The 17,228-nt window shown below is 67.4% G+C and carries 21 protein-coding genes; 11 read left to right on the plus strand and 10 right to left on the minus strand.

Annotation, left to right across the window (positions count from 1 at the left end; all coding sequences use genetic code 11):
- The gene (locus ACAG24_RS25950; protein ID WP_370475277.1) at positions 1 to 645 is read left to right on the plus strand and encodes a TetR/AcrR family transcriptional regulator; all 645 of its coding nucleotides are present in this window, start codon (positions 1 to 3) and stop codon (positions 643 to 645) included.
- Here the strand turns inward: ACAG24_RS25950 and ACAG24_RS25955 are convergent.
- Positions 635 to 946, minus strand: a complete 312-nt coding sequence (locus tag ACAG24_RS25955; RefSeq protein WP_370475278.1) for a hypothetical protein — start codon at positions 944 to 946, stop codon at positions 635 to 637. The two genes, ACAG24_RS25950 and ACAG24_RS25955, sit on opposite strands and share 11 nt — an antisense overlap.
- 86 nt (positions 947 to 1,032) lie before the next feature.
- On the opposite strand from ACAG24_RS25955, the gene ACAG24_RS25960 reads away from it, so the two are divergent.
- Together ACAG24_RS25960 and ACAG24_RS25965 are read left to right on the plus strand one after the other, a co-directional pair.
- Positions 1,033 to 1,803 (plus strand): helix-turn-helix domain-containing protein, encoded by a 771-nt coding sequence (locus tag ACAG24_RS25960; protein ID WP_370475279.1) that lies wholly within the window; start codon positions 1,033 to 1,035, stop codon positions 1,801 to 1,803.
- A 184-nt stretch (positions 1,804 to 1,987) separates the two neighbouring features.
- Positions 1,988 to 2,413 carry a lipoprotein LpqH gene (locus ACAG24_RS25965; protein WP_370475280.1) on the plus strand — a complete coding sequence of 142 codons (426 nt, stop codon included), beginning with the start codon at positions 1,988 to 1,990 and terminating at the stop codon, positions 2,411 to 2,413.
- Positions 2,414 to 2,468: 55 nt separating this feature from the next.
- Here ACAG24_RS25965 and ACAG24_RS25970 read toward each other — a convergent pair whose 3' ends face one another.
- From ACAG24_RS25970 to ACAG24_RS25985, 4 genes are all read right to left on the minus strand, one after another.
- Entirely contained in the window at positions 2,469 to 3,263 is a 795-nt protein-coding gene (locus ACAG24_RS25970) for a L,D-transpeptidase (protein ID WP_370475281.1), read from the minus strand.
- Positions 3,264 to 3,366: 103 nt separating this feature from the next.
- Positions 3,367 to 3,960, minus strand: coding sequence for a Pr6Pr family membrane protein (locus tag ACAG24_RS25975; protein ID WP_370475314.1), 594 nt, complete (start codon positions 3,958 to 3,960; stop codon positions 3,367 to 3,369).
- Positions 3,961 to 4,019: 59 nt separating this feature from the next.
- A complete protein-coding gene (locus ACAG24_RS25980; protein ID WP_370475282.1) occupies positions 4,020 to 5,270 on the minus strand; it encodes a DUF7159 family protein in 1,251 nt (416 codons plus the stop codon).
- 66 nt (positions 5,271 to 5,336) lie between these two features.
- Entirely contained in the window at positions 5,337 to 6,293 is a 957-nt protein-coding gene (locus tag ACAG24_RS25985) for a threonine ammonia-lyase (RefSeq protein ID WP_370475283.1), read from the minus strand.
- Between the two features lie 99 nt (positions 6,294 to 6,392).
- On the opposite strand from ACAG24_RS25985, the gene ACAG24_RS25990 reads away from it, so the two are divergent.
- Both ACAG24_RS25990 and speB read left to right on the plus strand, forming a co-directional pair.
- On the plus strand, positions 6,393 to 6,827 hold the full coding sequence (locus tag ACAG24_RS25990) for an acyl-CoA thioesterase (RefSeq protein WP_370475284.1): 435 nt from the start codon (positions 6,393 to 6,395) through the stop codon (positions 6,825 to 6,827).
- A gap of 72 nt (positions 6,828 to 6,899) precedes the next feature.
- Entirely contained in the window at positions 6,900 to 7,922 is a 1,023-nt protein-coding gene (gene speB, locus ACAG24_RS25995; RefSeq protein WP_370475315.1) for an agmatinase, read from the plus strand.
- Here the strand turns inward: speB and ACAG24_RS26000 are convergent.
- Complete coding sequence (locus ACAG24_RS26000; RefSeq protein WP_370475285.1) at positions 7,906 to 8,787, minus strand: cyclopropane mycolic acid synthase family methyltransferase; 882 nt, start codon at positions 8,785 to 8,787, stop codon at positions 7,906 to 7,908. The two genes, speB and ACAG24_RS26000, sit on opposite strands and share 17 nt — an antisense overlap.
- A 252-nt stretch (positions 8,788 to 9,039) precedes the next feature.
- Here ACAG24_RS26000 and ACAG24_RS26005 point away from each other — a divergent pair, with 252 nt between their 5' ends.
- From ACAG24_RS26005 to ACAG24_RS26020, 4 genes are all read left to right on the plus strand, one after another.
- Positions 9,040 to 9,252 carry an Rv3202a family protein gene (locus ACAG24_RS26005; protein ID WP_370475287.1) on the plus strand — a complete coding sequence of 71 codons (213 nt, stop codon included), beginning with the start codon at positions 9,040 to 9,042 and terminating at the stop codon, positions 9,250 to 9,252.
- A gap of 122 nt (positions 9,253 to 9,374) precedes the next feature.
- The gene (locus tag ACAG24_RS26010; RefSeq protein WP_370475316.1) at positions 9,375 to 9,839 is read left to right on the plus strand and encodes an SRPBCC family protein; all 465 of its coding nucleotides are present in this window, start codon (positions 9,375 to 9,377) and stop codon (positions 9,837 to 9,839) included.
- Positions 9,840 to 9,921: 82 nt separating this feature from the next.
- Positions 9,922 to 10,317, plus strand: coding sequence for a hypothetical protein (locus ACAG24_RS26015; protein ID WP_370475288.1), 396 nt, complete (start codon positions 9,922 to 9,924; stop codon positions 10,315 to 10,317).
- 17 nt (positions 10,318 to 10,334) lie between these two features.
- Positions 10,335 to 11,630 carry a cytochrome P450 gene (locus tag ACAG24_RS26020; protein WP_370475289.1) on the plus strand — a complete coding sequence of 432 codons (1,296 nt, stop codon included), beginning with the start codon at positions 10,335 to 10,337 and terminating at the stop codon, positions 11,628 to 11,630.
- On the opposite strand, the gene ACAG24_RS26025 is transcribed toward ACAG24_RS26020, so the two are convergent.
- The 4 genes from ACAG24_RS26025 to ACAG24_RS26040 form a co-directional block, all read right to left on the minus strand.
- Positions 11,627 to 12,172, minus strand: coding sequence for a hypothetical protein (locus ACAG24_RS26025; RefSeq protein ID WP_370475290.1), 546 nt, complete (start codon positions 12,170 to 12,172; stop codon positions 11,627 to 11,629). The two genes, ACAG24_RS26020 and ACAG24_RS26025, sit on opposite strands and share 4 nt — an antisense overlap.
- A gap of 60 nt (positions 12,173 to 12,232) precedes the next feature.
- Positions 12,233 to 12,643, minus strand: a complete 411-nt coding sequence (locus ACAG24_RS26030; RefSeq protein WP_370475291.1) for a hypothetical protein — start codon at positions 12,641 to 12,643, stop codon at positions 12,233 to 12,235.
- A 50-nt stretch (positions 12,644 to 12,693) separates the two neighbouring features.
- Positions 12,694 to 13,800, minus strand: coding sequence for a glycosyltransferase (locus ACAG24_RS26035; RefSeq protein WP_370475292.1), 1,107 nt, complete (start codon positions 13,798 to 13,800; stop codon positions 12,694 to 12,696).
- A gap of 81 nt (positions 13,801 to 13,881) precedes the next feature.
- Entirely contained in the window at positions 13,882 to 14,835 is a 954-nt protein-coding gene (locus ACAG24_RS26040) for a dienelactone hydrolase family protein (RefSeq protein WP_370475293.1), read from the minus strand.
- A 123-nt stretch (positions 14,836 to 14,958) separates the two neighbouring features.
- Between ACAG24_RS26040 and ACAG24_RS26045 the strand changes: the two genes are divergently transcribed.
- Positions 14,959 to 16,761 (plus strand): N-acyl-D-amino-acid deacylase family protein, encoded by a 1,803-nt coding sequence (locus ACAG24_RS26045; RefSeq protein ID WP_370475294.1) that lies wholly within the window; start codon positions 14,959 to 14,961, stop codon positions 16,759 to 16,761.
- A complete protein-coding gene (locus ACAG24_RS26050; protein ID WP_370475295.1) occupies positions 16,751 to 17,221 on the plus strand; it encodes a nuclear transport factor 2 family protein in 471 nt (156 codons plus the stop codon). The genes ACAG24_RS26045 and ACAG24_RS26050 overlap by 11 nt, the downstream gene beginning before the upstream one ends.
- Positions 17,222 to 17,228: the final 7 nt, after the last annotated feature.

The following is a 17,228-nucleotide window of genomic DNA, read 5'->3' on the forward strand; positions in this document are numbered from 1 at the left end:
ATGTCTGACATTGTCAAGCGCAGCTACCGGTCGGACATCCGGACGGCTCGGGCGCGTGAAACCCGGCGCAGGATCATCGCCTCGGCGTCTGAGCTGTTCATCGCGGCGGGGTACGGCGCCACGTCTGTCGATGCCATCGCCGAGCGTGCCGGAGTCAGTCGCAAGACCGTTTTCAACGCCGTCGGCGGCAAGGCCGAAATCCTTGCGCTGGCGCTCGATTGGGCCATCGCGGGCGATGACGAACCGGTTCCCTTCGCAGAGCGTCCCGACTTGGTCGCGTTGCTGCGACTCGACCATCCGGGGCGACTGCTCGACGCCTGGGCCGCGGTGCTCGCCGACATCGACGCCAGGGTGGCCGACCTGCATGCCGCGGTGGAAGCCGCCGCGGGTGTCGACCCGACAGCGCACGCACTCTTCGCGCGTCTGCAGTCGCAGCGCCGAGAAGGTGCACAAGTGGTCGTCGATGCGCTCGATGCCCTCGACGGGTTGCGCGAAAGAATGCCCCGCGCCGAGGCTGTCGACCTGGCCTGTTTGTTCAGCGAACCGATGATGTACCGGCGCCTGGTCGGCGACCGGGGGTGGTCGGCCACGCGGTTTCAGCGCTGGCTGGCCACCACGCTTCGCGAGCAGCTGCTCAGGACCTGACCCCGGCGTCCGGATAGTCCAGGATCGAGCGCCAATAGTCTTCTGGGATCTCGATATTCGAGCGCAGCACGACAGCCAGGCCGGCGGCCATCGCCAGGCCGAGCAGGCCGAGCCACAACCCGGCCGCGGCGATGAACACCCACAGCGCCGTGGTGAGCACCGGCCACGGAGACAGCAGCGCCAGAACCGGCGCGAAGAAGAAGCCGGTGCCGATGTACCAGGACGACCCCGCCCTGTCGCTCTTCAGGACGAAGCGCAGCCACCCGGGAATCGGCGGGACCGGGCCCGTGTCGTATGCCATGCCCTCACTGTCCGTCTCGCGGGTAAGCGCCGCAATTACCTCCGGGGTAGTGGCCCTCAACCGCCTCACGCGCGAGACTGACCCGCATGACGACGGTGGACCAGCAGACGTTCGGGGCGATGATGAGGACCTGGCGACAGCGGCGGCGTCTGAGCCAGCTCGATCTCGCGCTGGAGGCCGACGTGTCGGCCCGGCACGTCAGTTTCATCGAGACCGGGCGATCGACGCCGAGCCGATCCATGGTGCTGCGGCTGGCCTCGGTGCTCGACGTGCCGCAGCGGGAACAGAACCGGATGCTCATCGCGGCCGGCCTCGCGCCGGTGTATGCGGAACGACCGCTCGACTCGCCCGACATGGCGGCCGTGCGATCGGGTGTGGCGAAGGTGCTCGACGCCTACGATCCGTTCCCCTGCGTGGTGGTCGACCGCGGTTGGTGGATCCTGACGGCCAATCAGGGCGCCGCCGTTCTGCTCGACGGCGTCGCCCAGCACCTGCTGGAGCGTCCCAACGCGCTGCGCATCGCGCTGCACCCCGAAGGGCTCGCCCCCCGCATTGGCAACCTGGCCCAGTGGCGCACCCATCTGCTCGAGCGGCTGCGGCGCGAGATCGCGTCCGGCGACCATGCCGAGCTGCGTCAGCTTCTTGCCGAGATCGACTCCTACCCAGGCGGTTTCGAGGCGTCGCCCGACCTGGGCGGAGTCGCGGTGCCACTGGAACTGGAGACGACCGACGGGCGCCGGTTGCGCTTCCTGAGCATGGTCACGACCTTCGGCACGGCGCTGGACCTGACCGCCTCCGAGCTGAGCATCGAGGCGTTCCTTCCTGCCGACGACGCCACCGCGGCCGCATTGCGCTGAGAGACACCACGGTTCGCTTCCCGAGACGACCACACCGCGGCTCCTTCATCAGGCAGTCTGCCGTCCCTGTGGGCGCCGACGGCCGGGCGGCCTCACCCCGTGTCGCGATATCGATGTCACGCAATTCGGAACACACCGGCATTCCGGCCGGACAGGAGCGTCCGACGGAATAGAGTCGGGCGCCATGAACACCCGACACTTCATGGCGGCCGTCGTGGGTAGCGTCACCGTCCTCGCCGTCGCAGGCTGCTCGACCCCGGAGCCCGCGCTCGGCGGGACCACCGCGTCCGTGTCGATCGACGGCATCGACACCGGCGGCGAACACCCCGTGCGCTGCCACCAGTCGGGCTGGGCCTGGTACATCGAGACGCCGGACAAGGAGAACGGGTTCACCGCCGTGCTCGAAACCGGCAGCGACGTCTCCGCGAAGTCCGTGGACTTCCGCAACGTCGGGGGCTTCACCGGTTCGTTCTGGGTCGACAACGTCGGCGATGCCAAGGTGTCGAGCGCGAACGGTGATTTCACCATCACCGGCACCGCAGACGGCACCTTCGACGACAAACCGAGGGACGCGGTGTCGGCGCAGTTCCGCATCCAGGCGAGCTGCTGAGCGCTCACGCGTCCAGGCGGGCGGAGTCGCCCGCGACGATCGCGGGCGCAGTCCCCTAGGCCTGCACGATGATCGGGTCACCCACCCGGACGGTGTCGAAGTACCAGGCCGCGTTGTCCGGGCTGAGGTTGATGCAGCCGTGGCTGACGTTGGCGTATCCCTGCGAACCCACCGACCAGGGTGCGGAGTGGACGTAGACGCCGCCCCACGTGACTCGTACGCCGTACTCCCCCTTGATGAGATACCCCTCGGGGTCGTCGAGCGGGATGCCGATAGTGCGGGAGTCGAAAGTGACGTTGCGCTGCTTCTCCAGCGCGGTGAACTGTCCGATCGGCGTGGGGAACTTCGATTTGCCCATCGAGGCGGGCATCTGTCTGGCGACTTCGCCGTCGATGCTCACCGTGAACGAGTACGAGCTCAGATCCGCGACGCTGACCACCGACGAGCCCGTCTGGAAGCTTGTCGCGAAGCCGCCCACCGACACGGTGATCGGCATGTGAGCGGGAAAGAACTCCGCGGGCTCCCACTGGACCCGGCGTTCGTCGAGCCAGGTGAATGTCCCCTCGCTCGGCGCAGTTGCGCCCGCCGGCCGGATGGCGATGGTGCGCTCTGCCGAGGACCTGTCCTGCACCGTGTCGGTGAATGTGACGGTCACCGGTGCCGCAACGCCGACGGTCTGCCCCGGCCCCGGGGACACGGCGGCCACGGGAGAACTGATCGCGGCGGTGCCGGCGGGGACCGGTCCGGCCAGCGACATTCCGGCTGCAAGTACTGCACCCGCGGCGACGGCAGCGACGCGCCGCAACGCGGCGCGACCGGGACGGGTTTGCTGCAGACGCAGTCTGGACATGCTGTCATCCTCACTCGTCGTACTGCGCGGGGGCTCTGAATGCTCGCCGCGGCAAATTCGATAATGCCTCTGTTCAGTCATCGGTGCGTCGCGTCTGAACGTTTCACAGGACCTCCGCGCGCACAGCGGATGCGCTCCGGTTCACCGCCAGCAACGCGTAGCCGAGGGCAAGCACGGCTGCGGCCATCACGCTGACGTTGAGCGCCACGGCAGGCGCTCCGACACTGCCGGGATCCAAGAAGTAGTAGGGCGCGCGCCTGCCCGCGTTGTTGAGCACGAGCAGTGCCAACACCAGGTATGCCGCCGGGTATGACAACCACACGATCGGCTGCCACCACGACACCTGGGTGACGCCCCGCCCGACGAGAAGCCAGTCTGTCAGCGCCAGCGCGGGTACGACGACATGGAGAAGAAAGTTGGCGGGCGTGTAACCCATGCTGTACTCGGTGAGAAGGAGGTTCCAGACCACGCCTGCCATCACGACGTAGAGCACGACCGCGCCGCGCAGGCCGATCCTGGTGTCGGCGCGAGGCGCCACCAGCGTCCACAGGTAGTAGCCGGCCGCCAGCAGGTTGGCCTGATAGGTGAAGGTGATCAGTCGCCAGCCCACCCCGCGGCTCGACGTCAGCTCCACGAGAAGCAAAGCCGCCGCGACGCAGGCGATGATGGCCACCCGCACGCCGGCTCGCAGGAGCATCGGTCGGGCGGCAGGCACACTCACCACAACGAGGATATGCGGCGTTGAGCGTAGGTGCGTTACGGCAGCGGAGCGGGCGGCGCCGGCGGCGGCGGTGCGGGCGCAGGCAGGGGCGCGTCGTCGTTGCCGATCCCGGAGAGTCGATCGCGGATGCGTTGCAGGATGCCCGGGCGTTCCTGGGGCACCGGGGGAACGGCGGCGGGGGGCGGGATCACCGGCGGTGCGGCCGGCGGGGGCAGCACCGCGTCCGCGGGGGGTGCGGCCGGGGCGAACTCGGGTGACGCGGCCTCGACGATCGGCGCCTGCTCGGGAACCGGTGCCACTTCCACCGGAGCCTGCTCCACGATCGGGGCGGTAGCTTCGGGCGCAGGCGCCACCGGGGCGGGCGACATGCGCGCGGGCCGCGGAACCGCAGTGGGTGCCTGAGGGACAGCCTCGGCGGCAGGACGGGATTGCGGCGCGACCGGTTCGGGTGTCAACTGGAGTGCGACGACGGCGGACACCGACGCCACGAAGGCCACGGTGCCCGCTGTCAACAGGGCAGCCGGCAGGAATCGGCCAAAACGGTTCTCCGACAACAGCTTTGTGCGACTTTCCTCGGGGGAATCCCAGGCTGCGAACTCGCCGGGCTGCGCGCAGGCCAGTGCCGCGCCGCGCGCGAGGGCGAGGCGGGCCTCGTCGGGTGAGAACACCGGTACGGCAAGGGCTTCCTCGAGAACGGGCAGGAGCCCGTCGAGGTCGTCGGCGGAGCCGACGAGCGCCAGTGCCTCCGGTTCCCAATCCGCCCTGGCGAAGACCGAACTGAGCCATCCGACGAGATCGTCCTCGGTGACCACGGTGTGGTTGACCGCCGTCTGCACCGCGCTGGCATCGTCCGGGTCGTCGCCCGAATCGACGACGAGCGCGATCAGCTGTTCGGGCTCGATGACGCACACCGCGGTAGTCCGGAAACCGAGTACCTGGGCGATACGACGGGCCAAGGCGTCGGTGGCCTCCGACAACCGCACCGGCACGATGTTGTCGAACCCGGAGTCGCTGAGCGACTTGAGCAGCAGGGAGGCTTCGGTGTCCGCGTCGTCGCTCCAGGTCACGCCGATGGAATGCACCCTTCGCCCGAGGTCGGCTGCGACCGCTTCGGTGCGCAGCACCGCAGCCGCCGCTTGCGCGGACGTCTCCACCGCACTGGTACCGCCGCGCCTGCGGACCTCGAAACTCTCGCCGTCCAGGGTGACCCCGTCGTCGTCCTGGCCTTCGACCAGCACCACACCGACGGCGGACGGCGTCACCGACAAGCCGAGAACAGCGTCCACGAACACACTCCTTCAGATCCCGGGTGACCCTACCCGCTGGCCGCCCGGAATTGCACACCTGTCAAATCAGCGGGGATCCGCCAGGATCTGCTCAAGCATCCGGGGTTCGACGTTGCCTCCCGACAGGATCGCGACCGTCTCCCCCGGCGGCGTCGCTGCGTTTCGGTACGCGGCCAGCGTCACCGCCCCGCTCGGCTCGGCGACCAGTCGACCGCGGTAGACGAGTTCCCGTACCGCTGACCGGATTTCGTCTTCTGTGACGGTGATGATGCCGTCCAGCACGCGCTGCAGGTGGGCGAACGTCAGCGCTGACGGTTGTGAGCGGAGGCCGTCGGCGACGGTCCGGTTGCGATCGTGAATGGACCAGTCGACCCGGTGACCTTCGCGCAGGCTCTCGGCGGTGTCAGCGGCGAGTTCGGGTTCGACGCCGAGGATCGTCGCCTGCGGGCACAGCGCACGTATCGCGGTGCCGATTCCCGAGGCCAGGCCGCCACCGCTGACGGGGATGAGGATTGTGCGCACGGAGGGCAGGTCTTCGGCGATCTCCAGGCCGATCGTGCCCTGCCCGGCGATGACGTCAGGATGGTCGAACGGCGGGATCATGACTCCTGCGGTCTCCGCGAGGATCTCGTCGGCGACCTTCTCCCGCTCGCCGGCGCCGCACAGGACCACGCGCGCCCCGAGGTCGCGGGTGGCCTGCACCTTGACGTTCGGCGTCTCCTCGGGCATGACGATGTGGGCGCGTAACCCGAATGTCGCCGCCGCGTAGGCGACCGCCTGGGCGTGGTTGCCGCTGGAGTAGGCGACCACGTCGACCGGGCCGCTGGTCCGTTCTGTCACCGCGCCGATCGCGTTGAACGCACCCCGCACCTTGAACGCGCCGATGGCCTGCAGATTCTCGGGTTTGATCCACAACGGCCGCTCGGCGTCACCCCATCGGGCGGGCAGCAGCGGCGTACGCAGCACGTGTGGGCGTATCCGTTCCGCCGCCGACCGGACATCGTCGATCGTCACGAGTTCCATGGCCTCAGTCTGGTGCACCATCCTGGCGGGCCTCGAACTGGTCCAGATGGCGGCGCCTGGTCCGTCCCGCCAGGAGCGTCGATGTCTAGGGTGTTGCGGATGAGCGGTTTCCCAAGCCCCTTCTCGCTACCGATCGTGCCCCGGTACGCCGAGGTGGACCAGCAGGGCGTCGTGTTCAACGGCCACTACCTGACATGGTTCGACGAGGCCTGCACCGGTTTGCTCGAAGCGCTCGGGGTCGCCTATCCGGATCTGATGGCCGGCGGCTACGACTTCCAAGTCGTGCACAGCGACATCGACTTCGTCGCCTCGGTGCGCTGGCGGGACACGGTGCGGGTCACCGCGGAATGCGCGCGGGTCGGGACGACGAGCTTCACGATCGGCTTCGAGGTGCTGACCCGACGCGAGGGCACGGGCGAGCACGTCGCCGTCCGCGGCCACAACGTGTACGTGGTGGTGTCGACCGACGATTGGCAGAAGCGTCCGGTTCCCGACGCTCTGCGACTCGCATTAGAGCGTCCCGGAGGCCGGTGAGCGAATAGGGTCGTGCCCATGGGCGGCCACAACCACGGCGATCACGGACACCAGAGGGATCTACCGCCGGGGATGCTCGAACAGCTGGAGCTGGCCTACGCCGGCGTGGCCTCCTTCGGACATCGGCCGTTCCTCACCGAGGCCGAGCAGCTGGATACGTGGAAGCCCGACGTCGCGATCGTGGGCGCGCCGTTCGACATCGCCACCACCAACCGTCCGGGGGCGCGCTTCGGGCCCCGCGCCATCCGCGCATCCACGTACGAGCCCGGGACCTATCACATGGACCTCGGGCTGGAGATCTTCGATTGGCTCGAGGTCGTCGATTTCGGTGACGCCTACTGTCCGCACGGCCAGACCGAGGTGTCGCACAACAACATCCGCGAACGCGTCCATACCATCGCCTCCCGCGGCATCGTCCCGGTCATCCTGGGCGGCGATCATTCGATCACCTGGCCCGCAGCCACCGCGGTCGCCGATCACCACGGTTACGGCAACGTCGGCATCGTCCATTTCGACGCCCACGCCGACACCGCCGACGAGATAGAAGGCAACCTCGCCAGCCACGGAACGCCGATGCGCAGGCTCATCGAATCGGGCGCCGTCCCGGGTTCGCATTTCGTGCAGGTTGGTTTGCGCGGTTACTGGCCTCCGCAGGACACGTTCGAGTGGATGCTCGAACAGAAGATGACGTGGCACACGATGCAGGAGATTTGGGAGCGCGGTTTCAAGGCGGTGATGGCCGACGCGGTGAGCGAGGCGCTGGCCAAGGCCGACAAGCTCTACGTCTCGGTCGACATCGATGTCCTCGACCCCGCGCACGCCCCCGGTACCGGCACGCCGGAACCGGGCGGAATCACGAGCGCCGACCTGCTGCGGATGGTGCGTCAGCTCTGTTACGACCACGACGTCGCCGGCGTCGACATCGTCGAGGTGGCACCCGCCTACGACCACGCCGAACTGACCGTCAACGCCGCGCACCGGGTGGCGTTCGAGGCGCTCGCCGGGATGGCGGCGCGACGCCGTGACGCCGCCGGCGCAGAACCGGGTCAGCCCGCCAAGTCCTATCGGGACGGGGGCGTCACTTCTCCAGAGTGAACTGGCAGATGTCGGTGTAGCCCTCGCGGAACAGGTCCGCGCAACCGGTCAGGTACTTCATGTACCGGTCGTAGACCTCTTCGGACTGGATCTCAATGGCCTCGTCCTTGCGCTTCTGCAGCGCGTCGGCCCAGATGTCGAGGGTCTTGGCGTAGTGCTCACGCAGCCGCTGCTCGCGGGTGAGACGGAAACCGGCCTTGGTGGCGTGCTCGGCGACGGTGGTGGGCTTCGGCAGATCACCGCCGGGGAATATCTCGTCCATGATGAACTTCGAGAACCGCAGGAGCTTCATCGTCACGGGCAGCCCGCGCTCGGCGAACTCCTCGTCGCTCGGCTTGATGATCGTGTGCAGCATCATCACGCCGTCATCAGGCAGTACCTGATAGGCCCGCTTGAAGAACTCGTCGTAGCGGTCACGCCCGAAATGCTCGAATGCACCGATCGAGACGATCCGGTCGACGGGCTCGTCGAACTGCTCCCAGCCCTGCAGCAGCACCTTCTTGCTGCGCGTGCTGTCGCTGGCGTCGAGTGCCTTCTGGACGTGTGCCTGCTGGTTGCGGCTCAGCGTGAGGCCGATGACGTTGACGTCGTACTTCTCGATGGCGCGCAGCAAAGTCGCACCCCAGCCGCAACCGATGTCGAGGAGCGTCATGCCGGGCTGGAGTCCGAGCTTGCCCAGCGACAGGTCGATCTTCGCCCGCTGAGCTTCTTCGAGCGACATGTCGTCACGCTCGAAATAGGCGCAGCTGTAGGTCTGCGTCGGGTCGAGAAACAGCCGGTAAAAGTCGTCTGACAGGTCGTAATGCGACTGGACGTCCTCGAAATGAGGCTGCAGATCGGCGGGGCCGCTCGGAGTTTCTGGCAAAGTACTGGCCTTTGAGATTCGAAGATACTGGTCGGTGGACGGGGCCCCACCCGGTTTGGAGGGCCGAAGTCCCGCTGTCGCGCAGTTTACGCAGCGTACCCGAGAGGTACGTGAACCGGTGAATCCCCGGCTCACACGGCGTAGCAACGACAGGAGACGATTAATGGGAGAGGTTGCCCGACTTTCCGGAGGTATTGCCGGACAGGAGCGCGCCTATCGTGGAGAGTGCCGACCGAACCCAGGAGGTTCCCGATGACAACTCCTGACCGCCGCCCGTTCGGCGACGCGCCGGACGCCTCGGAAGCCGATCTCGCCGAACAGCAGCGCCCCGTCGGCGACGTCGACGAGGAAACCTGGAGTGACATCCAGCGCGTCGGTCCGGACCGGGACTGGCAGGCCAACGAAGCAGATCTCGTCGAGCAGTCCCTCGCGGTCCCTGATGACGACGGGGAGTTCGATCGCTGACGAGCAGGCGGTGTCCGCACGCCGACCCCTCGTCGTCTTCGTCGACACCGACACTCGACGGTGCAGACCCCGGCAACGTGTACGCGACGGTTGAAAGCGGAGGAGCGCAACAGATGCAGGGAATGCACGGCTCGGTGACCGTGTCGATGGCGGCTGCCCCGGAGCAGATCTGGGATCTGATCGCCGACGTCCGCAACATCGGGAAGTTCTCTCCCGAGACCTTCGAGGCCGAGTGGCTCGACGGGGCCACCGGACCGGCGCTGGGCGCGCGTTTTCGCGGGCACGTGCGTCGCAACGAGATCGGGCCCGTCTACTGGACGACGTGCCGGGTCAGGGCGTGCCAACCCGGACGCGAGTTCGGGTTCGAGGTCCTCCTCGGCGACCGGGCGGTGAACAACTGGCATTACCTGCTGGAACCCGCTGGTGCGAGCACGGATGTCACCGAGTCCTTCCGGCTGAACCAGAGCCCCCTCATGGCGGTCTACGGGATGCTGGGCGGCCAGTTGCGCAGGCGGCGAAATCTCAGGGATATGGGGAAGACGCTGGAACGCATAAGGGCGGCGGTGGAGGGCGGAGCCCGACCGTAGATCGAGAGGGCGGAGCCCGACCGTAGATCGAGCGGGCGGAGCCGGGTGATTGCCGCCCCTTCGGGGCGGGTATTTCGCCTCGGTGAGCGACGCGAGTGACGCCACGGTGGAGGCCGTCGGCAAGGTGACCGAAGCATTGGAGTTCGTGGAGCGGGCCAGAGGTCACCTGTATTCGTTTCATCAGTTGATGGGGCACGCCGACCTGTTGCTGGGCGAGGCGTGTGATGCGTTGCGCGAGGCGGGCGAAGACGCTGTGGCCGAACGGTTGAGCACAGAACTCGTCGGACGCAATGTGCTGCAAGGCAGGTGGACGTTTCAGGTCGTCGAGGAGTTCGATGATTCCTATTGGTCGGTGTTTCGTGACCACGAGCGCCGGGTGCGCGACGAGCTCGTCGCGGGCGCCCGTCATCTGCACGAGGCGCGGATGAAAGAAGACCGCCGAACACACGGCAGAAAGGGGCATGAAGCCCGGCCCTGAGGCCTACGCTTTGGCTGATGAGCTTGGAGTTGGGCGATGTCACCCGTGTCAACGGGGTGGCCCCGCCGGAGGTGCCGCTGAGGGATGTCGATCTGGGCTCGTGGGACTTCTGGGGCTTGGACGACGACGCGCGCGAGGGCGCGTTCGCCACGCTGCGCCGAGAGGCGCCGATCTCTTTTCACCAGTCTTACGTCGCCGATCCCGAGTCTGAGGTGGCAGGACATTGGGCGCTGACCCGCTACGACGACGTGTTCTACGCCAGCAGGCATCCCGAACTGTTCAGCTCGGCGCTCGGCATCACGGTAGGTGATCAGTCCCCGGAGCTTGCCGAGTATTTCGGTTCGATGATCGCGATGGACGATCCCCGGCACACCCGGTTGCGCAACATCGTCCGCAGCGCGTTCACGCCCAAGGTTCTCGCCCTGATCGAGGATTCGGTGCGGCTGCGGGCGCGCAGCCTGGTCGAGGACATGATCGCCGCCCATCCCGATGGCCACGGAGAGCTGGTCGCGGAATTGGCTGGTCCGCTACCACTCCAGATCATCTGCGACATGATGGGCATTCCCGAGCAGGACCACCAGAAGATCTTTCATTGGACGAACGTGATCCTGGGCTTCGGAGATCCTGACATCGCGACCGAGTTCGACGAATTCGTCTCCGTGGCAATGGGAATCGGCGCCTACGCGACCGAACTCGCCGACGACCGGCGAGTCAACCCGGGCGACGATCTCACGACTGCGCTGGTGGAGGCCGAACTCGACGGTGAACGGCTCACGTCTGCCGAAGTGGCGTCGTTTTTCATCCTGCTGGTGGTCGCGGGCAACGAGACCACGCGCAACGCGATCAGCCATGGCGTGCTGGCTCTGAGTCGATATCCCGAGGAGCGGCAGCGGTGGTGGTCCGACTACTCGGGCCTGGCTCCGACGGCGGTGGAAGAGATCGTCCGGTGGGCCTCCCCCGTCGCGTACATGCGGCGCACCGCCACGGCGGACATCGAACTGGGCGGAGTGAAAATCGCTGCCGGAGACAAGGTTTCGCTGTGGTATGGCTCAGCCAACCGCGACGAGTCGAAGTTCGCCGATCCCTGGCGGTTCGACGTGGGCCGCCACCCCAACCCTCATGTGGGTTTCGGGGGTGGCGGCGCTCATTTCTGCCTCGGGGCCAACCTCGCGCGCCGCGAGATCACCGTGGCGTTCGAGGAGTTGCACCGGCTGGTGCCCGACATCCAGGCAACCGGCGAGCCTGACCTGCTGCACTCGGCGTTCATCCACGGCATCAAGCGGCTGCCGGTGACCTGGACGCCGCCTCGCTAGCGGGTGCCGACGTCCGGGCGCATCCCCTCGGTGTTCGAGTTCGGGTAGTTGCCCTGCGGCACGTTGTCGTTGCGGGCGTCATGGGTGGCATCCAGGGTGGCACCGTGGGTGGCGCCCCCGCGGACGTCATGTCGAGCGTCGTTTTGCCCGTTCGGGTCGTTGTGCTTCACCCGCGGGTCTAGCTTGTCGGCGTGCTGGCGGCGTTCGTTCAGATGCTCCTGCGAACTCGTCAACGCATCGCGACGGCTGGACGCGGTGTCGGCGAGGCGGGCAGCTTCGGCTGCCTTGGCCTCTGCTTCCGCCTGTGCGGCGCGGGCTTTGGCCTCGGTCTCCTCCACGATCGAGGCCTGGCGCTCCACACGCTGGCTGTCGTGGTGGACTTCTTCCCGAATGCGGTCGGCCTCCTGCGCGCGGCGGCGGTTCCTGGATTTGCGCCCCGCCAACACGACGGCGCCGATGAGTAGGATCGCGACGATTGCGACCACGATCCATACGATGGTGTTGGTATCCATGCCGGTTCCTTCGATCGCGGGGGCGGCCACGGTTGACGACCCCGTTGATTGCTCGGATGCCCGAGGGTTGATCGGCCTAAACCGTCGTGGTCACAGGGTGGCGGTGAACGGTCCGTTCTCCTGGCAGATCTTCCGGGGCGGGTTTCCCTTCGACGCGCATCCGCGGCCGGTGGAGGTATAAGTGGCACCCGGGCGGTAGGGCTGGAAGAAGATCTGCGCGGGCAGGATGCCGCGGCCCTGCGTGCACTGACCGGCCCCGCTGCTCCCCTGCATCTGGATGCAGGCCGCGGTTTCGAAGGTGGTGGCACCGTTGCACGCCCCGACGGTGAGGACTGCGGTGACCATTGTCGTGCCGGAGACGGTCACGACGCTGGGTGCGGACAGGTTGTAATTGCAGCCCTCGACGTTCTGCGGCGTCGGCTCCGGTTGCGCGCCGGCGACTGCCGTCGCGGTTCCGAGGAGGGACGCGGTGGCGGCCAGGACGGCGAACGTACGGAACATCCCTGGATCGTAGAGCAGTGCCGCCTGCGTTTCGGCCCAACGGACCTGGCTCAACGGACCTGTAGTGCGTCGAGCATTCCGGCGGCCGAGCGCGGCCAGGTGAACTGTTCTGCCCGTTGCCGCGCGGAATGGCGCCGCTGGGTTTCGGGGCGGGTCAGCACCGTCGCGACGGCGTGCGCGATGGCGCGGGGGTCGTTGTCGGCGGTTGCGCCGCTGTCGTGGGTGAGGATCTCGGCGAGCGCCGAGGTCCGTGAGACCACCGCGGGGGTGCCGCAGGCCAGTGCTTCCAGAGCCGCCAGGCCGAAGGTTTCGTGGGGTCCGGGCGCCAGCGCGATGTCGGCGCTGGCCAGGATGCCCGCGACGGTGTCGCGGCAGCCGATGTAGCCGGTGAAATCGACGGGCAGTCGGACTGCCTGCCGCTCCAGACGTGCCCTCAGCGGTCCCTCGCCTACGATGACCAGCCTGGCGTCGACCCCCGAATCGCGAAGTGCGGCAAGGGCATCGATGCTGCGATGGGGATGCTTCTCCACCGAGAGCCGGCCGCAGTGCACCAAAAGCAGCTGGTTCGGTCCGGCCCACTGCTCGCGCACGGCGGTCGAGCGCCATCGGGGGTGGTACTGATCGAGGTCGACACCGAGGGGCACCGTCATCAGATTGGTCGCGCCTATCCGGTCGAATTCCTCCCGCGCGAACGCGGTGGTGCACACGACGGCGTCGTAGTTGGCCGCCGTACGGCGGTTGGCCACGTCGGCTACCGCGCGGGCGGCAGGCATCGGAAGTATCTGCGCCGCAAGCCGATCCAATCGCTCGTGGGAGATCATCACGGTGGATACGCCATGTCGACGCCCCCACGGGCCCAGCGACCGGAGGGTGAGCCGGTCCGAGACTTCCAGCGCATCGGGCTTGAGCTGTTCCAGCAGAGCAGTGACGGGGCGCGGGTGCACCGCGCGATAGCCGCCTGTGAAGGGGATGAGGCGCGCGGGCAGGCTGACCCGGATGACACCCGAGGGCAGTGTGGTCCGTTCGTGTTGCCGACCCGGCACTATCAGGAAGACGGTATGGCCCGCGGCGCAATATTCGGCACCGAGTCGGTCGACCGCCGTGCGCAGTCCACCGGAACGCGGGCCGTAGAAGTTCGCCACCTGAACGACCCGCATGGCTGCATCACAACGTGCCGGGATGTTCGTAGCGCAACGACGAGTCGGCGGGTTGTCGAACAGCAGGTGGCCGGTCCACCACTAGCCCACGTGGGTACTCAACCAATTCAGCGTGCGTGTCCACGCGTCCGCGGCGGCGGTGGGGTCGTAGCGGTCGCTTGTGTCGTTGAAGAACGCGTGGTTGGCGCCGGGTTCGGTGACGAGCTCGTGCACCAGCCCTGCTTCCTCGAGCGCGGCTCGGGCGACCGGTTCGGTGGCGTTGACCCGCTGGTCGAGCTCCCCGTAGAAGCCCAACACCGCGACGTTCTCGGACCCTGCGAAATCCGGGTCGTCCGGTGTCGGGCCGTAATAGGGAAGAGCCGCGGCCAGCTCGGGGGTGCCTGCGGCCAAGAGCCGCCATACGAGACCTCCGCCCATGCAGAACCCGATTACCGCCACCTTCAGACCGGGTGTGCGGTTCTGGACTTCGGCGATGCCCGACCTGAGGTCGGCGACCATGTCCTCGGGGTCGCGGTTGCCCAGCGCTGCTGTCGCCTCGGCCGGATCGACGAAGGTCGCCGTGCCGCCCTGTTCCGACAGCAGGTCGATGGCCAGGCTGGAGTACCCCGCCCCCGCCAGACGGCCCGCTACGGACCGCACCCAGTCGTTGAGGCCTTTGTTCTCGTGGATCACCAGGATCCCGCCCCTGGCATTCGGCGTCGCACCATCTCCCGTCGCTCCGCTCGCCCCGGAGGCCCACGCGCCCTGCAACTCCCCCTTCGGCCCGGCCCACGTGATCGGCGTGGTCGGAAGCGCCTTGTCCATTCCGGGCGGCGGACCGGCGGCGTCGGCTGTCGACGGAGGCGGGGACGGCGACTCGGCTGCCGTGTTCTCGGCCCGGTCCTCGTTCTGGCCGCACGCGGCGATCAGCGCGGTGGCGGCCGCGGTCCCGACGCCCAGCAGCGCGAGTCGGCGGAGCGCTTCCCGTCTGGACAGGAGCCCGTCGACGTGGTCGGTGGCGATCTCTTCTGCGATATAGCGCTGCAGCGGCGTCACGTCTTGAAAGTACGCGCGAACACCCCACCGGCGGCCGCGAGTAGACAGACACGAAAATCTGTTCACCGATTTCGTTGACACGTGACTTCGCGGACTGTTCGATTGGGCCTTGTGGGCACAAAAGTGACGTACGACACGATCATCCGCAACGGCCGTTGGTTCGACGGCACGGGTGCCCCGTCTGCGGTGCGCACTCTCGGCATCCGTGACGGCCACGTCGCCGCCATCGCCGACGGCGACCTCGACGAGACAGGATGCCCGCAGGTGATCGACGCCGACGGCAAGTGGGTGCTGCCCGGCATGCTCGACATCCATACGCACTACGACGTCGAGGTGCTCGGAGGGCCGTCGCTGTCGGAGTCGCTACGCCACGGTGTCACCACCGTGCTGCTCGGATCGTGCTCGCTGTCGACGGTCTACATCGACGGTGTCGACGCCGGCGACATCTTCGGCAGGGTCGAGGCCATTCCTCGTGAACACGTCATCGCCGCGGTCGATCAGCACAAGACGTGGTCCAACGGAGAGGAGTACATCGAGGCCCTCGAGGCCCGCCCGCTCGGCCCCAATGTGGCCGCGTTCATCGGCCACTCCGACATGAGGGCGGCCACGATGGGCCTCGATCGCGCCACTCGCAAGGATGAGCGCCCCACCAGGGCCGAACAGTCGCAGATGGAGCAGATGCTCACCGAGGCGCTGCGTGCCGGCTTTGTCGGAATGTCCTCGCAGCAGTTACTTTTCGACAAGCTCGACGGTGACGTCTGCCGGTCGAGAACCCTGCCGTCCACCTATGCGAAACCCCGCGAGCTGCGGCGGCTGAAGTCTCTGCTACGCCGGTCCGGGCGCGTCCTGCAGTCCGGCCCCGACATCGAGAACCCGCTGAACATCGCCTCGCAGGTGTTCCAGTCTCTCGGCGTCATCCGTAACCCGCTCAAGACGAGCCTGCTTTCGGCGGCCGACGTCAAGTCCAATCCGTTCGCCGTGAAGCTCATGGGTCCCCTGGCGCGCCTCGCGAACCGGTTCGGCGGAGATTTCCGCTGGCAGCATCTGCCGGTGCCGTTCGAGGTGTACGCCGACGGGATCGACCTCGTGATCTTCGAGGAATTCGGGTCGGGAGCGGCCGCACTGCATCTCAAGAACGAGGTGGAGCGCAACGACCTTCTGCGCGACGAGAACTACCGGCGCGCTTTCCGCAAGGACTACGACGCGAAGTTCGGCATGCGGGTCTGGCATCGCGATTTCTTCGACGCGACGATCGTCGCCTGCCCCGACGCGTCGGTGGTCGGGAAATCCTTCGGCGAGGTCGGCCGCGATCGAGGCGGCGTGCACCCGGTCGACGCGTTCCTCGATCTGGTGCTCGAACACGGCAAGGGGTTGCGCTGGCGCACCACCATTTCCAACCATCGCCCCGAGGTCTTGAAGAAGCTGGCCCGCGACCCCGGCATCCAGATGGGCTTCTCCGACGCCGGTGCCCACCTGCGCAACATGGCCTTCTACAACATGGGTCTGCGCCTGCTGCGCCACGTCCGGGATTCGGGGAGATCCGGCCAGCCATTCATGACCATTGAGCAGGCTGTCCACCGGTTGACCGGTGAGCTGGCCGATTGGTACCGGATCGATGCGGGCCACCTTCGCCTGGGCGACCGAGCCGACATCGTGATCCTCGACCCGGAGCGGCTCGATGCGTCGCTCGACGGTTACGCCGAAGAACGGGTCGACCAGTACGGCGGGCTGTCGCGAATGGTGAACCGCAACGACGACACCGTGACCGCGGTGTTCGTCGGTGGCGAGGCGGTGTTCCTCGACGGTGGACTCACCCCGGTCGTGGGAACGCAACGCACCGGTCGCTTCCTTCGCGCCGCCCACCGAGCCCCGGCGCTCGCCGCGCGCTCACAGGCGCAGAAAGAGGTGCTGGCACATGTCGGTTGACCAGATGGCACGTACTGGCGAGGTCGAAGCCGCGGTATACGGCATGTGGGAGGCGCTGTCGGCGCGCGACTGGGACTCGCTGAAGACCTTCCTCGCGCCGGAGTGTATCTACCTGGACATGCCGGTGGGGCCGACGGCCGCGGCGCGCGGCCCTGAAGACATCGTGAAGCGGCTCAAGATCGGTATCGAACCGCTGACCTCCTACCAGAACTTCACCGGCCTGATGGTCAGCAACGGCGTGGACGTCATGTACGAGCACCACGAGGAATGGCATTGGGCCACAGGTGAATCCGCCGTCCTGCAGTTCGTCACGGTGCACCGTGTCGAGGGCGGGAAGATCACGTTGTGGAAGGACTACTGGGACATGGGGGCACTGGCCAACCACGCCCCGCCCACCTGGTTGGCCGACTTTGCCAACGCCGACATGTCGTGGGTGTTCGACGCGACCGGACTGGTTTGAGGAGAGA

It is taken from the genome of Mycobacterium bulgaricum (assembly GCF_041287165.2).
Classification (GTDB): domain Bacteria; phylum Actinomycetota; class Actinomycetes; order Mycobacteriales; family Mycobacteriaceae; genus Mycobacterium; species Mycobacterium bulgaricum.